The 15,397-nt window shown below is 51.1% G+C and carries 10 protein-coding genes; 4 read left to right on the top strand and 6 right to left on the bottom strand.

Annotation, left to right across the window (positions count from 1 at the left end):
* Positions 1-16: 16 nt before the first annotated feature.
* The 6 genes from HNQ56_RS01160 to HNQ56_RS01135 all read right to left on the bottom strand — a co-directional run bounded on the left by HNQ56_RS01160 (position 17) and on the right by HNQ56_RS01135 (position 9,396).
* Entirely contained in the window at positions 17-2,290 is a 2,274-nt protein-coding gene (locus HNQ56_RS01160; RefSeq protein ID WP_429141931.1) for a DUF5696 domain-containing protein, read from the bottom strand.
* A gap of 17 nt (positions 2,291-2,307) precedes the next feature.
* Positions 2,308-2,934, bottom strand: coding sequence for a YIP1 family protein (locus HNQ56_RS01155; RefSeq protein WP_429141929.1), 627 nt, complete (start codon positions 2,932-2,934; stop codon positions 2,308-2,310).
* A gap of 5 nt (positions 2,935-2,939) precedes the next feature.
* On the bottom strand, positions 2,940-4,391 hold the full coding sequence (locus tag HNQ56_RS01150) for an NHL repeat-containing protein (protein WP_429141927.1): 1,452 nt from the start codon (positions 4,389-4,391) through the stop codon (positions 2,940-2,942).
* Positions 4,392-4,430: 39 nt separating this feature from the next.
* Entirely contained in the window at positions 4,431-5,327 is an 897-nt protein-coding gene (locus HNQ56_RS01145; protein ID WP_429141925.1) for a carbohydrate ABC transporter permease, read from the bottom strand.
* Positions 5,328-5,341: 14 nt separating this feature from the next.
* On the bottom strand, positions 5,342-6,331 hold the full coding sequence (locus tag HNQ56_RS01140) for a carbohydrate ABC transporter permease (protein ID WP_429141923.1): 990 nt from the start codon (positions 6,329-6,331) through the stop codon (positions 5,342-5,344).
* Positions 6,332-6,441: 110 nt separating this feature from the next.
* Entirely contained in the window at positions 6,442-9,396 is a 2,955-nt protein-coding gene (locus HNQ56_RS01135) for an extracellular solute-binding protein (RefSeq protein WP_429141921.1), read from the bottom strand.
* Positions 9,397-9,724: 328 nt separating this feature from the next.
* Here HNQ56_RS01135 and HNQ56_RS01130 point away from each other — a divergent pair, with 328 nt between their 5' ends.
* The 4 genes from HNQ56_RS01130 (at position 9,725) to HNQ56_RS01115 (ending at position 15,393) form a co-directional block, all read left to right on the top strand.
* Positions 9,725-10,759, top strand: a complete 1,035-nt coding sequence (locus tag HNQ56_RS01130) for an amidohydrolase family protein (protein WP_429141920.1) — start codon at positions 9,725-9,727, stop codon at positions 10,757-10,759.
* Between the two features lie 52 nt (positions 10,760-10,811).
* On the top strand, positions 10,812-11,954 hold the full coding sequence (locus tag HNQ56_RS01125; RefSeq protein ID WP_429141919.1) for a GNAT family N-acetyltransferase: 1,143 nt from the start codon (positions 10,812-10,814) through the stop codon (positions 11,952-11,954).
* Positions 11,955-11,972: 18 nt separating this feature from the next.
* Entirely contained in the window at positions 11,973-13,298 is a 1,326-nt protein-coding gene (locus tag HNQ56_RS01120; RefSeq protein WP_429141918.1) for a Gfo/Idh/MocA family protein, read from the top strand.
* Between the two features lie 85 nt (positions 13,299-13,383).
* Entirely contained in the window at positions 13,384-15,393 is a 2,010-nt protein-coding gene (locus HNQ56_RS01115; RefSeq protein ID WP_429141916.1) for an alpha-amylase family glycosyl hydrolase, read from the top strand.
* Positions 15,394-15,397: the final 4 nt, after the last annotated feature.

Genomic DNA, 15,397 nt, shown 5'->3' with positions numbered 1-15,397 from the left:
ATCAGCTTCTCCTGCTTCATTTCTTTAAGATCAGATAGTCCTTCCCGCCGACCTGGACGCCCTCTGCCGTGACGGAATTGCTGTTATAATTAACAATGATACGGATCTCTCCGCCGTAGACCGTCTCGGTCACTCCCTCCTGCAAAATCCTATGGGAGGTAATGGGCAGGGTTACGGTATCCTTCAGTACACTGTTAATCTCCTGGTACTCCGCTGCCGCAGAGGCAATCCACTTGCTATAGTCCGCACTGAACAGCTCATCCGTTCTGGAGCCTACCAGTTCCTCCGTATTGCGGGCCACCCAGGAGTACATGGGCGCCGCACCGTATTCCAGGCATTTCAGCAGCATATCCTCCGGATTGCTGGAAAGGTTCGCCGCTCCCAGGGAATAGTTTGCATAGCCGTGAAATACCATCTGATAAAAGGGAATGCTCACATCCTCGACGTCAAAGCCGCTGCATTTTACCGGGGTGTTTAATATATGGTCCGCGTACACGGCCGCATATTCATTGGCTCCCGACAGCATGATATGCTCTGTCCGGCCCGAGGCTTCCTCCAGGATACCGGCTGCAATCCCGGGAACCCGGCTGCGGCTGGTGCCATTGGTGGAAAGCTCTGAATAAGCCATGGTCCCTATGGATTCAAAGGCGACATTGGAAAATCCCTTTTCCTCAAAATTGTTCAAAAACTTGTCAAAGTATTCTGCCAGTTTTCTCGGCTTAATTAAATACCAGGGCTTATATCTTGAATCCTGGAGAGCTGAATCGAGAGAAAATTTATACTGTGCCTGGGGAGTATTAGCCACCGAACTCAGCACATCGTTATATTTGGATACCCCTTTGCCCGTCTTATAGACATTCATCAGCTCGGCGGCAAGGTACATGGAGCCGCCGCTGCTGTTCAGCTTTTCTTCCAGCTGCTTCAGGCTCCCAACGCTTCCCAGCTTCTTCTCCAGCCTGGCATTGGTCTGAATGGTCTCATAGTATCCGTCCTTCATCCAGTAATTATATTTCAGGACGATATTCCCTATCCCGGAGCTGCTTAATTCCTCTACGATCGCCTCCGCATCCTCTATCTTGGTCATAGGGATCAGAGTGTCCCTGGGTATGCCCAAAAAGGATTTGGTCTTGCGGATATATCCGTAAAGATCCAGATAGAAGGGAATGTCACCCTCCTGTGTTCTGGCGGTCAGCCCCGTTGTCTCCAGAAGATGCTCCCGATAGACCTGAGCCATATGGCTGTACTCGGAATTCCCTTTCTCCAGGAAGCGGTACAGAACCTTGAAATTAGTTTCCGTGTCCGGCTTCTTTTCCGCAATCGCCGCTGTTTTCTCGTTCATTTCCTTCTGCATCAGGCGTACGGTTCCCACGGAACGATAGTCATATGTGCTCCAAATATTATTGTAGCCGGTATAGATGCCTGCGGATCTGGCCTTAACCGTGCCTTTGGCCGCACCGTCGGTCAGAATGGCCAGGAAGCCGTCTTCATTGCATTTCTCCCCGAACACGGGCAGATATACATTCTCTGTCAAGGTAAAGGAGGCGGTAATCGCTGTGGCGGCGCTTAAAAGCCGGTCATTCAGTCCGTTGTCAAAGCCGTACAGACTCATGGAAAATTCCTTTGCCGTTCCCTTGCCGTTATTAAAATAAATCAATGCTCCGCTTCCGTCCGGTACCAGCAGATAACCTTCGTCTTCGCTTGTGCCTGCTCCGAAGAAAGGAAGCAGCTCGATATTGGTTAATTTATTAGTACCTGTCTCCTGCACGCCCGCGGTCAGAATCTCCGCCGCCAGGTCTGTGTCCGTAAGAGAATACCGAACCGGAACAATCAGCTCCTCTTTTACGAAGTCATATTTAAAAATAATGCTGTCCCCGTCGATACGGTACGTAAGCCCTGATTTTGATACCGCGCCCAGATAGCTGCTCACATTCATTACCACACCCGTATCCGTGGTGTAGGTCAGCAGAATCTGGGAGAACAGGGCCGCTTTATGGAACCCGCCGGCCAGGGTATCGCTTTCCTTATCCAGCGGATTGGAATACCAGGTCTTGCCGCTTCTCTTATCTATGACCGCAATCTCGCCGTTTTTCAGATTTGCCGAAAGCTGCAGGTTGTCATTCTCCGCTATGGTCTGGAGCTCATCCGCGGTTCCGGCCGCAAAGCCGGCCATAAGCTCCGTCTGCTCCGCCGAAGCAGGCTCCGGCGCTGTCTCTTCCCGCGCGCATGCTGTTAACAGAACGAGGATCAGCAATAACGCTGCCATACCTGGCAATACAATTTTTTTCTTCATGGTTTTCTCATCCCTCTCTATAACCGGAATACGACTTCACTAAATATGGTGTAGGCAAATATATACATCTGCTGTATCAGGCTATATCCCAGCAGCATTAAGAACAGCATGATGAACACCCCCACCGCCGTAAGAAAAAGGTTGACAAAAACCTTTCCTATGGTGATCTGATGGACCTGATAGGATCCAAAGATCAGAAGAAGAAGGCTCCAGGCCAGCCCGATGAGGCGGAGCATGATCAGGAAGGGGGACATCTCTGCGGAGACAAAATTGCTGGCCACAATATAGATAAATTCCCATATGGTATATGGCAGGAGGGAATAACAGACCAGGATAAAAATATGCCTGAGCTTGCCTTCCGTAAACATTAAGGAGCTGACCGCCCAATTGGAGATAAACCACAGCACCGCCCCGCCAACACTTACGGCAAAGATGGAGAAGATGGATATCCGGTCCGGGTTATTCGTGTTGTAGATAAAACCAACCAGTACGGCGTCAAATACATTGACCAGGAAGAAAAGAAACAGAATCAGAAAACAGGTGCGCAGGGAACCTGCATTCTCCCACTTCACCGCATCGAATCCATTGACCGGGTGAAACATGGTGTAATAGCTTTGCCGAAAGCTCTTAGATAACCGATTCATGCGATTCATGCTTTTGCTCCTTTCCCTCTGCCGCGTTTTTTCAGATAATACTTTAATGCCTTCCAGGCTCCGTAGACCATCAGGATTGCCGCGATGACCAGTCCGAAGTTGCTCCTCATTACCTCCAGCGAATACTCCTTATAGGCGGAGGAATAATTGGTGCGGTCATTGGCCAGCTTATAATAACTCATGGACACCTTATAGCTCTCCAGCTGGTACCATGCCCTGCCGACGCCGGTGTAGGCCAGAAGGTAATTGGAATTCTGCCGGATTACCTCCTCCCAGGGCTCAATGCTTTCCTCATAGAGTCCTCTGTTATATAAGGAAATGGCGGTTCTTACCTTTTCACCGAAGCTGGTCAGGCTGAAGCGGGTAATGCTTCTCTTGTCCGCATCCAGAACATAGAGCCGGTCTCCCACTTCGATAATGGAGGAGGGCAGCTTAAACAGCCCCAGCTGTTCTCCGATGCCGCCGAAGGCAAACATCAATTGCCCGTTATTATCACTCTGATAGATTCTGCCGGTCTTGGCATCAAGGACGGTAATAATTCCTTCTTCATCCACCGTAATATCCGTGAAGGTTGCATTTTGATACCAGACAGGTTTTTTTAAAGTGTTGATATCCACACCCAAAGGGTTTAATTCCACAATCATTTTGCTGTTATTCTCTGAGGCGGCTGCGACAGCGTAGATGAAGCCGCTCTCCGCTATATAAATATTGCCGTATTCAATAGGGTTAAAGGATTGCATATTGCTGCTGGCCTTGTCACTTAAGATGGTCTTCCAGAACTTCATCATAATCCTTTTAAATGTCATTTCCACCTGATTGGCGCCGAAGTATTTGACGAAGGTTCCGTCGGGCCTCAAGTAGATCAATCCCTGGTAAACACCGACGCTCTGGATATAGATCTTTCCGTTTTCGTCTGCCACCACCTTGCTGGGCTTATACTCCATATTGGCATCAATCAGATTGGATTCCGGTTTTCCATACTTACTTTGTATGACCCCGTCCTGACCGCAGATGATTACTTCTCCGTTGGCTTGGTCCGCAATATAGATGGTGCCTTCCGCTGTTACAAAGATGCCGGTGGGCTTTTGCAGCGGATAGGCCTCCCCCTGCCACTCCAGCTCATCAATGACTCTGAGCAGGGAAAATTCCTCATCCGTCACCGCAATCCTCTTATTGCCGGTATCCACAATATAGATCTCATGCCTTGCCTCACAGTAAAACATATCCTGCGGATCTGCAAAATCACCGATGCCCATGGCCGTTCCCCGGATTGTTTTATCCGGAAGGTAACCATTGGGCGCGGGGGTGGCATTCCCCCATTTATCATAAGTATAAGTCTGATATGGAACCTCATGGCCGATGCTCTCCGATGCCGACGCATAAGCTGCCGGTGTGATGCATCCAATTCCAAGGATCAATACTATGATCACTGCTTTTTTCCAAATCATAATTCCCGTCCCTCTCTCTTTTTATTTGCCGCCGCTGTCCTATCCCTTCAGACCGGTATGGGACATTGTTTCCATTACCGAGGACTGGGAAACAATAAATACAAGAACAGGGGGTATCATCAGTATAACGGCCACCGCGGCTCCTGCTCCTGCCCTTGCTATGCCTGCGGAGGATATGGATTGCAGCACTGCGGTCAGGGTTTTCATTTCCTCATTATAGATGTATTGAATATCCCCGGTATTCCAAAGGGAATTGAAGGTGAATATCGTCAGGGTCATCCATGCCGGCTTTACCAAAGGCATGATCAAACGGAAGAAGATCCGGTAATCATTGGCTCCGTCCACCTTGGCCGCCTCCAGGATTTCATCCGGTATGGTCAGCATAAACTGGCGCATCAGGAACACGCCGAAGCTGCCCGCCAGAATGGGAAGTATGATGGACAGATAGCTGTTCAGAAGCCCCATTCCGCTCATGATGATATAAAGGGGCGTACGGGTTACCTCCGGGCGGAAGAGAATGGCCAGCACCAGTATCTGATAATAAAATCCGATCCATTTGGATTTCTTCTTCGCCAGCGGAAAGGCCGCCATGGAAGCGATCAGGATATATAACGCGGTTCCTGCCACCGATACAAACAGGCTGTTAAACAAGGACCGTTCAAAGGGCACCCAGGTCTCCTGCGTAATCTCTATCATGTCGATAAAGTTGGCGATGGTGGGATGCTGCACCCAGAACCTGGGCGGATAAATAAATATCTCGTTCACCGGTTTAAAAGCGGTTACAATGGCATATACAATCGGAAGCAGCATAAAAGCTCCAAGCAGGGCCAATATCAGGAAGATTGTTACGGTTCCGCCCACCGAGCGGTTCAAGCTCTTCCTCTTCGGCTTTTTGTACCCCTTCCTTTTCATAAAACCGATTTCTGCTGTGTTCATTCCATTTCTCCCCTCTATAACCATTTTGACAGTGTCTTATTGATGACATTCCAGAGTATCAGCATTAATGCAAAGAGAAAGACTGCCACTGCCGAGGCATAGCCCATTTCAAAACGTACCCCGCCGATGTCCAGGATGTGCAGGACCAGGGTATGAGCCGCATAATCCGTGCTGGGGAACCCGGTCAGGTTCATGCTCTCATAGCCTACGGCAAAGGAGGTGGAGATGGTGATAACGGCACCGAAGAGAAGCTGGGGAACCATCTGGGGCAGGGTAACATACCAAAGCTCTGCAAAACGGTTCTTAATGCCGTCTACGGCGGCGGCTTCATACAGGGTGCGGTCCATGGACTGCAGTCCCGCCACAAAGGATAGGAAGCCGGTTCCCATACTCAGCCAGAGGATTACTACAATTACCACACCCATCATATATTTGGTGTCCGTCAGCCACATAACCGGATCCTTTATGATACCGGTCCGGATCAGCGTACTGTTGAGAAAGCCGTAGGAGTCGCCGCTGAAGATATAGGTCCATACAAAATATACATTTCCGGCAAGGGAGGGAAGATAAAAGACCAGGGTCAGTACCGTCCGGAGCCCCCTCCTGAATTCGTTGATCAGCCAGGCCACCATAAAGCTTATTATGTAACTGATGGGGCCGGTAATAATGGCAAAAATCGCTGTATTACGAAGGCTGATGAGGAAAACGTCATCATCAAAAAACATTCTGACATAGTTGTCCAGCCCGACAAAGCTGGGGAACTCCACCATATTAAAATAGGTAAAGCTCAGCATAATCGCCGACAGGATCGGCAGGATGGTAAATAGAAAGAACAGCAGGGTAAATGGTGCCAGAAATACGGGAGTGCTGTGATTCTGAGCCCAGCCCCATGCTCTTTTTCCTTTATTCCGAGCCCAGCTCCACACTCCTTTTTCTATATTCCGGCCGCCCTGGATATTCTCCTTACTCCCGTTGCTTCCGGGGTCTTCTATATGCTTCTTCATCCGTCTTCTCCTCTCAATCATGCATCAATATATCGGGCATTCACAATCCGCAAACGGTTTTTGGCCGTTTACTCCTTGTTCATGAATATTAAAAGTTGTTTTGCAGTTTTTTAATATTCAAACTCCTTCTGCTTGCGGGCAATTTCTTTATTAATTTCGATATTGTACTTATATAGGGTCTCACGCTCGTTCTTCTTATCGTAGACCACGGATTTAAAGGCAAAGGCAACATTACGGGAGATATAATAGCTTCCCGGTATCTGAGGGATCTCCGTAACATGCTTCCACTGCTCCATCAGGCTTTCCGACTGCTGCTTCGTCCAGGGCAGCTTCTGGAAGGCATCCACATTAGCCGTAGGATATCTGGCTCCGGGGCCCATATTCTGTTCCAGCTCCACGCCGAAGCGGCTCTGAGCCTCGCTGCTGACCCACCATTTCAGGAATTCGTAGGCCTGCTCCGGGTTCTTGGCATCCGCCAGAAGAATTGCCGCCGTGCCATTAGAGGTCTCGGAGCGGTCAATGCTCTGATCCTCCTGAACGGTGCCTGGCACGGGAACAATATCCCACAGGTTCTTCAGCTCCGGCGCCGCCGCGGACAGATAGTTCACATTAGTGTAAGGCATGATGCCCATGGGCATCTCTCCGTTGCGGAAACGGTTGAAGAAGTCGAACACCAGGGGCAGGCTGTATTTGGAATACAATCCCGTCCAGTTCCGGAAAGCCGTCAGCGCCGTTCCCGTATCAAAGGTGGTTCTGGTAAGATCATCCGTATAAAACTGTCCGCCGTTCTGGTACAGAAACATCTCAAAGGTCCGCTGGGATTCCGGAACGCCCACCAGATAATTTTCATCCATCAGGGCCGGGATCAGCGCATAAAACTCTTCCCAGGTCCGGGGCGGTTCAAAGCCCAGCTCTGCAAAGATATCCGTCCGGTAGAACAGCATGTCAAAGCTCTGGGTCTCCGGCAGTGCGTAATATCTCCCCTTGTATTGATAAGGGATCATTGCCGAGGGCATGAACTGGGTGGTTACTTCCTCAAAATCCTCAAAGGAAGACAAATCATACAGCGCCCCTCTCATTGCCAGATTGACCGGTGTTTCCTTAGAGACAAACAATGCCACATCAGGCCCCTTGCCTGCCAGCACCGCCTGGGTCAGAGTGGAAGAACTGTTGACCAGGCTCACCTTCACCGGTATCTTTTTCTCGGGGATGAACATATCATCCACCATCCGCTTTAACAGTGTGGCCTGATCCCGGCCGGCGGATACGCCGGTAGCCTGCAGATCCGAGGTGCTGATCCATACCTCCAGCGCCTCCTGCTCCTGATCCGTGTCCGCAGTGCCTGCTATGTCATTATAATTATTGAAGAAAGAATAAACAAACATGCAGGAACGGTACCAGAGCTGCTGAAACAAATTAGCTTTGATCTTCGGCTCTTTACTGTCTGGAGAATATACCGTAAAGTAATCCAGCTCCAGGGGCTGCAAACGCATCTCAATGGTCCAGGTGGTAAGACTGCTGATATTATTCCGGTAGGTTTCAATCCGGTTTGCTATCTTGCCCGGCTTTTTGATAAACTGCCCCAGCAAAGCCACCGCTTCCTGGAGAATGGAGGCACTGGAAACATCCAGATCATCCATCGCTTCTATCTCTGCCAGAACCCCCTCCAGATCGGCTTTCACTTCCGCAAAGCCTTCCATCAGGCCGGGTATCTTCTGATCCAGGAGAAAATCCCGCTCCGCGTCAATGGTGATACGGGCTTCATCCGCATTGATGCCTGTGATCTTTACAATTTCCCGGTACCATTTATTTAATTTCGCTACATCCTCATCCACACGGCGGAGCAGATCTGCAACACCGCCCACGGTCACTCCCAGCCTCAAGATGTGCTTTCCCTGGGAAAGGTATATCTTATAGGGTTCCCCTTTTGCATCCTCCAGCGTCTTGATGTACCAGGAATTCTTATTCTCAAATTTTAAATCCTTCATTTCTTCAAACAACGCTTTGCCGTCAATCATCATTTCACGGGCGCTGTACATTCCCCGCTTTATGTTCTGCTTGGCCTTAAAGGAGAAATAATAATAGCCGTCCTGGGGAACCTCAAATTCCCAGGTGATATATTCCCCTGCCGAATCCCAGGTATTCTCGCCGATGGTGTTGTATAAAAGGGCGTAGGGATCGGAAGGAAGATTCGTCACACTGCTGTTATCAAAAGTAGGAAATAAGGTATTGCTGGATTTTAAATAGCTCTTCTCCGCCTGGAACATCTGGGAGAAGCCTTTGGTATCCTCCGCTCCCTGCTGATCCCACTGTTGCTTTACCTCCTCATAGGGAGCCGTCTTCTCCGAGCGGCAGAACCGGAGGGCATCGATCGCCAGCGCCTCCATCTGAAGCTCCAGGGATATGGTGTGGGTTCCCTTGCTCAGGTAAAATTCCAGCTGTCCGTTGTACTGGCCGTCCTTATCAATCAATCCGTGATTCTGCCATTCAAAAACCTCGTTCACCTTGGGCCGGATCTCATTGCCTTTTACATCCTGTTTGAATTCCCAGTCCCGGTACCCCTGATAGGTCTCGTCCAGAAAGAGTCTGGGTAGGGTAATCGTTTTCGCATTCCGGAAAGGAAATTTTCCGTCAATACGGATTCCCATCTGTATATCAGCACTCTTTAATTCAATGGGGCAGTAATCAAAATATAGATGATAAAGGCCCTCTTCCTCTGCCTCAAACTCCCATGTCACACTACCCTCCTGGGAATCCCAGTAAAGCACATTGTCCCTTCCCATATAAGAGAGAACCTTTGCCTGTGCATTCTCCTGTGTCAGGTAATTGCTTCCTTTGATCTCAATCACCCGGTCCGGCCTGGAAGCTGCGCCATGCTCTGCCAGATAGCTGTCATAGGAAATATCCCTCTCATATTCTCCGCCCGCCTCATACAGGGTGATCTCCTGCGGATCATCTCCCGCGTCTCCCTGTTGGGGTTCCGCTGCCGCAAAATGATGCCCGGGAGTCGTCGCCAGCATAACGGAAGCAGTAAGTATTGCAATCAGATTTTTGAATTTTTTCATAACCAGACCTTGCCTTTCTATGTTCCTCTTCATCAAATTCTAAACCGCATGTCTTTCTTTCAGGGATGCCGCCCATCTGCTTTAATAATCAAGGGTAAACGTTTTCATATCTATAATATATGTCAAAATGAACAATAATGTCAAGTGGTAAATTAATTTTTTTATTTTTTACAACTAAAAAATTTGTACATATGGCAATGAATTATGACAAAAGTAAACCATGCTCTTGACAAATAGAGGCATAAACGCTATGCTAAAAGCAAAGTTGTTGAGTAAACGATTTCCTAATCACGGATTTAAATTTATAAAGAAAAAGGAGTGAGGGCTCTTGACAATTGATTGTCATGTGCATGTGTTTGGAAAAGGAACCCAGGGTGTGCGGGATTTGCTGGCCTTGGAAAAGGAATTTGGTTATGCGGCCTGTAATTATTTAAGCTGTGAGTGTATGGGGGACGCGGCCCAGAATGCCCTGGGTATCTATTTAAAGGCCTGCGCACCGGAGAACTATGCCTTCGGGGGCCTTACCTACCGGTACGACTGCGATTTTGCCCGGGAGCTGGAAGCCCTGTGGGAGATCGGCTTCGACGGGATGAAGATGGTGGAGAACAAGCCCACCCTGCGGAAAGAGCTGGGCGTCCCCTTCAACCATCCCCGCTACGATGCCTTCTATGCCATGCTGGAGGAGAAGCAGATCCCTCTTCTGTCTCATGTGGCAGACCCGGAGGAATGCTGGGACCGGGAACTGATCCCGGAATGGGCCTTCGCGGCAGGGTATTATTACGGTGATGGTACTTATGAGAAGAAGGAAACGCTTTACGGCGAGGTGGAGGATGTGCTGACCCGCTTTCCGAAGCTTCCCGTCATTCTTGCCCATTTTTATTTCATGTCCGCCGATCTTGAGCGGCTGGATAGCCTCCTGGAACGCCATCCCAATGTCTGCCTGGATATCGTGTCAGGCACCGAGATGTACTTCAATTTTGGAAAGCGCCCGGCGGACTGGCGTGCCTTCTTCCTGAAGCACCAGGACCGCATTCTCTACGGCACCGATAATATGAACCTGTATGATGCGGAGGAGCTGAACAACGCGCGCATCACCAATGATCTGGAGAGAAGCTTTCTGAAATGCTCCGGCCCTGTCCGCGCCTGGGATAATGTGACCACGGGTATTGCCCTGCCGGAGGAGGCGCTGGACAAAATCCTTCACGGCAACTTCATGCGTCTTGCAGGCCGCATTCCCCGCAAGCTTAACAAGGAGGCCGCTGTCCGCTATCTGGAGGCACGGCTGAACAATGCGGAGCTGGCACTGACAGAGGAGGAATGTCAGATCACTGAGGAAGTAATCGACTTTCTCCGAAACAAATAAACAATTTGGATAGTTTAGTGCCGCTGTATCACAGCGGAATGGAGGTTAAGTGATGGAACAAATCAGAACAGCCGGCCCGGAGGAGTGCAAGGCGCTCCTGGCCTTTACCGAAAGAATCTTTGGGAGCCCGGAGCATCCTGCCGATTTTGCTCATATGCTGCCCAAGATATACCGCTCTCCCGAAAAGAGCGCCCATCACAACCTGGTTCTGGAGGAGGACGGTACCATTCTGGGGATGCTGCTGCGCCTTTCCACCCGGTTGGTTGCAGAAGACCGGACACTCCTTGTGGGACATATCGGCAGCGTATGCGTGGCACCGGAATACCGGGGAAGGGGCGTCATGGGACGCCTGCTGAACCGCGCCATAGAGGATCTGCGGGCGGAGGGCTGCGCGCTTATCGTCCTCAGCGGACAACGCCAGCGGTATGAACGGTATGGCTTTATTCCCACAGGAGTAAAAACTGAATTTGTAATGTATGAAGCCAATGTACGCGGTGCATCCACTGACGGCTATACCCTTCTGCCGCTGGAGGGTCCCGAGGCACTGGCCGGTGCCCGGCGTCTGTTTCCTCAGAACGGAATATATATGCAGAGGGCGGAGGAGAACTTCGCGGACACCCTTGCTTCCTGGGATGCACATCCCTTTATGCTGTATCAGAACGGGCAGCCTGCGGGCTATTGCACCATGTTCTACTGGCAGGAGGGCTATTCCGTTCTCTCCGAGCTGCGCCTTGGCAATGCGGAGGCCTTCATGCCCCTGTGTTCCCTGCTGTTCCGGCAGGGACATACGGCGCTGAAGATATGTCTTGCGCCGGGCGCTCCGGAATATGCCCCTGCTTTCCTGCTCTGTGAACGCTATATCATCGGACCGGATCATAGCATTCATATTCTTCGCTTTTCCGAGCTGACTGACGCCCTGCTTCGCAGGAAGCGGGCCATCTCTCCCCTGCCCTGCGGCGTATTCTCAATGAATATAGAAGGGCACGGTGGCCTGGAGCTGTATGTTGGAGACGGCGACGCGGGAGCCCGCTCATGTCCCGGCAATTCAGCCCAGGCGGAATTATCCTGCCAACAGGCGGTTCATCTGCTGTTCTCATCCGTTAGTGCCGAACGAAACCGGCTGGCGGCAGAATATCCTTTTCTGGCCGCATGGCTGCCTTTACCGTTATATCTGGAACAAAACGATTGTTATTAAAGAAATGGGGGCTATTATATGAATAAGCAACAAGAAGAAAAGAGCCGCTCCTATGCTCGAATAAAGGTGGCGATTGCAGGTGCGGGTTCCCGCGGAAAGGATTGCTACGCACCCTGTGCCCGGCGTTATCCGGAGGACATGGAAATCGTAGCGGTAGCCGATCCGCGCAGGGAGAATGTAGAGGAGATGGCGCGGACCTACGGAATCCCTCCGGAAAACTGCTTCTCCAGCGCAGAGGAAATGCTGGCGCAGCCTAAGCTGGCGGACGTCATGTTTATCTGTACCATGGACCGGATGCATGTGGATCATGCGGTGGCGGCCATGCGCAAGGGCTATGACCTGCTGCTGGAAAAGCCCGTGGCTATCGATATGGAGGGCTGTCTCACGGTATCACGGGAGGCCAAAGCCTGCGGACGGCAGGTAGTGGTGTGCCATGTGCTGCGCTACACGCCGTTCTACCAGACCGTGAGAGATATCATTGCTTCCGGGTGCCTGGGTGAACTATCCACGGTTCATGCCTTTGAAAACATAGGTTATTACCATTATGCCCACAGCTACGTGCGCGGGAATTGGCGCAACAGCGATACCACCAGCCCCATGATTTTGGCAAAATCCTGCCATGACATGGATATTCTCCTGTGGCTCACGGGCAAACGGTGCAAACGCCTCTCCTCCTTCGGCAGCCTTCGTGAATTCCGGGAGCAGAAGGCCCCCGCCGGAGCATCGGCACGCTGTCTTGACGGCGCCTGCTCCGTCAAAGCACAATGCCCCTATGATGCCGAGAAGATCTATCTCGATCCCGTGCGTTCCGGTAATCTGGGCTGGCCTGCCAACATTGTAGTCAATGCTCCCACGGCGGACAGTCTGACCCGCGCACTGGAGGAAGGCCCTTACGGCCGCTGCGTATATCATTGCGACAACAATGTGGTGGATCATCAGGTGGTGAACCTGGAGATGGAGGACGGAGTTACCGTCAGCCTTACGGTGTGCGCTTATTCCAACCGGATTTACCGTCAGATCAAGGTAATGGGCACCCGGGGCGAGCTGGAAGGGGACATGGACAGCAACAAGCTGCGCGTATGGGAATTCGGAAAAGAACCGGAAATCATTGATATTGCAGCTTTAGAAACAGATCTGAGCGGTCACGGCGGCGGAGATTACCGCATGGTTCGCGATGTTTTGGATCTCCTGCAGGGCAAGGGGACGGACCTGACCACCCTCACCTCCATCGACCGTTCGCTGGAAAGCCACCTGGCTGCCTTCGCCGCCGAGTATTCCCGGCTGAACAACGGAGCCGTCGTTGATCTGGATGCCTTCATCCAGAGCGGCGGGGAGCTTAATTAACAAGCCGCTGTAACCGCTGTAAAACCGTAAGACCAAATGATATTGTAACTATTCACTCAACATGAGAAAGGATGGCTTTTAACTGATGCAAACATTGAATAACCGTTTATTAAACTGCTCCTTCTGTAATACAAACCATACCCTCTCCGAAGTAAAGCTCAAAGATTACCTCCTGCCTTGGGACGGCTTTGCTTTTGACTTCGGATGCAACGAGGTGAATCAGACCGGCATTCTGGAGTATGATTCCATGCTTAATTTCAGAACCTGGAATCTTCCTGCCATCAGACCCACCAGAGGAGGTTCTCTGCCTTCTCCCGTTTCCTTTGAGATACAGGGTTCTTCCGCCACCGCCACCTATCAGATCAACCAGTGCCTCATACGTATCATCTACCGGCTGACGGAGGGTTCCCTGAATATTGACGCGGAATTGGAGAATCAATCCTCCGATCCTCTCTATCTGAATACCTTTAGCTTTATTATGAAGCTGAAAGAGCTGGAAGGGGTTGTCTTTGATTTCCCCGGCAATGTCCCCATGCAGCACTTTGAGGCTTCCAAGCTGGAGCCCTACCAGGTAATAGAAACCGGCCTGATCAGCTTTGCCACTCATACCCGGACAGCAGGGGGAGATTTTAACCTTTTATTTATTGACCCTATCGAGAAATGGTCCTCCGGGGTCTATCACGATGGCACCTGTGTTAATTATGTCTTCAGTGCCGGTCTGGAAGCGGACCTGGCTCCCGGTGCCACACTGTCGGTCGGCACGCTGTATCTCCAGCTCTGCGAGGCGGGCAATCCCTATCTGCAGATCCGGGAGTTTGTGGAAGCCCTGGGTTATAAGCCCTGCGAAGGCGGCATCACAGAGGGGGTTATGTACTCCTGCCATCCCTCCGGCACCATGGATGCAGGCTTTCCCTTAAAGGATGATCTGTTCCGCTACGCCGAGTATCTACCCGAATTAAAGGAAATGGGAGTTGACCATGTCTGGCTTCTGCCGGTATTCGAGCACGATGAAAACGGTGTCTATCATTCCAATGACCAGTCCATCATCGATGAGCGCTACGGCGGCGAGGAGGGCTGTAAGTATTACTGCGATAAAGCCCATGAGCTGGGAATGACCATCCTCTTTGATTATGTGCCCCACGGCCCCGCGCCGGAATTCCCGGTGGCCCGCGATAACCCCGAATGGCCTTCCAAACGCCGCGACGGCTCCCTGCAGGATGAATGGGAATGCGTATCCATGGATTATAATCATCCGGGCTATTATGAATATACCGCGGAGCTGGTGCATGATCATGTGAAGCGTTTTGGAGTGGATGGGGCCCGTATTGACTGTGCCATGGGCGGTCTTTCCAACTGGCGCCCCTACAAGGATAACCGCCCCAGCGGCAACAGCGTAAAGGCGGGAGTCAGCATTACCAATGCGATCCGCGACGGTTTTCTGCGCGGCGGCAAGCAGTCCTTTATCCTGCCTGAGAATTTCAATCCGATTCCCAATTACTATCACTGCACCGACCTGTTTTACGATATGACACTGTACCGGGTGTTCGTGGAAATAGAGCATTTCCTGAAGGAGCAGCCCGCAGAATATGTACGTCTGCTTACGGATTTCCTGGAAAGGCAGTCTCTGGTGAGTCCTGCGAATTATCATAAATTGCGCTATCTGGGGAACCATGATACCGTCTCCTGGGTATTCCAGTCCCGCCGTGCGGTTGACTGCTATGGGGCAGGCGGCGCAAAGGCTCTCTGGGCGGTAATCTCCCTCATTGACGGTATGCCCATGATCTACCAGGGAGATGAAGACCCTTCCATCTACGGGGGAGAGGGACCGAAGCTAACCGAATTCTTTACCAGGCTTTTTGCTGACCGGAAGAAATACATCCCTGCCGGAAGCAATGAGACCGCCTACCTCAAGACCGGCACTCCTGTCATGGCCTTCCTGCGCGGTGAGAAAGGCAATCAGGTTCTGGTCACCATCAACCTGTCCAACGAAGAGCAGGTCTTTGATCTGAACGCATATCCGGCTGCCAAAGCACTGCTGAAGGATAAGCCGGCAGATCACCTTGGTGCCTATGACTATCAGATCTACCGCATCTAAAGCA

It is taken from the genome of Anaerotaenia torta, from assembly GCF_050433395.1.
Classification (GTDB): Bacteria; Bacillota; Clostridia; order Lachnospirales; family Lachnospiraceae; genus Mobilitalea; species Mobilitalea torta.
This window is presented reverse-complemented; position numbering and strand designations above follow the sequence as displayed.

What these genes read in the sequence shown, in the direction of transcription:
- HNQ56_RS01150 (WP_429141927.1), bottom strand. Translation starts at nt 4,391, where the DNA reads ATGATTTGGAAAAAAGCAGTGATCATAGTATTGATCCTTGGAATTGGA.
- HNQ56_RS01135 (WP_429141921.1), bottom strand. Translation starts at nt 9,396, where the DNA reads ATGAAAAAATTCAAAAATCTGATTGCAATACTTACTGCTTCCGTTATG.
- HNQ56_RS01125 (WP_429141919.1), top strand. Translation starts at nt 10,812, where the DNA reads ATGGAACAAATCAGAACAGCCGGCCCGGAGGAGTGCAAGGCGCTCCTG.
- HNQ56_RS01145 (WP_429141925.1), bottom strand. Translation starts at nt 5,327, where the DNA reads ATGAACACAGCAGAAATCGGTTTTATGAAAAGGAAGGGGTACAAAAAG.
- HNQ56_RS01140 (WP_429141923.1), bottom strand. Translation starts at nt 6,331, where the DNA reads ATGAAGAAGCATATAGAAGACCCCGGAAGCAACGGGAGTAAGGAGAAT.
- HNQ56_RS01115 (WP_429141916.1), top strand. Translation starts at nt 13,384, where the DNA reads ATGCAAACATTGAATAACCGTTTATTAAACTGCTCCTTCTGTAATACA.
- HNQ56_RS01160 (WP_429141931.1), bottom strand. Translation starts at nt 2,290, where the DNA reads ATGAAGAAAAAAATTGTATTGCCAGGTATGGCAGCGTTATTGCTGATC.
- HNQ56_RS01155 (WP_429141929.1), bottom strand. Translation starts at nt 2,934, where the DNA reads ATGAATCGGTTATCTAAGAGCTTTCGGCAAAGCTATTACACCATGTTT.
- HNQ56_RS01120 (WP_429141918.1), top strand. Translation starts at nt 11,973, where the DNA reads ATGAATAAGCAACAAGAAGAAAAGAGCCGCTCCTATGCTCGAATAAAG.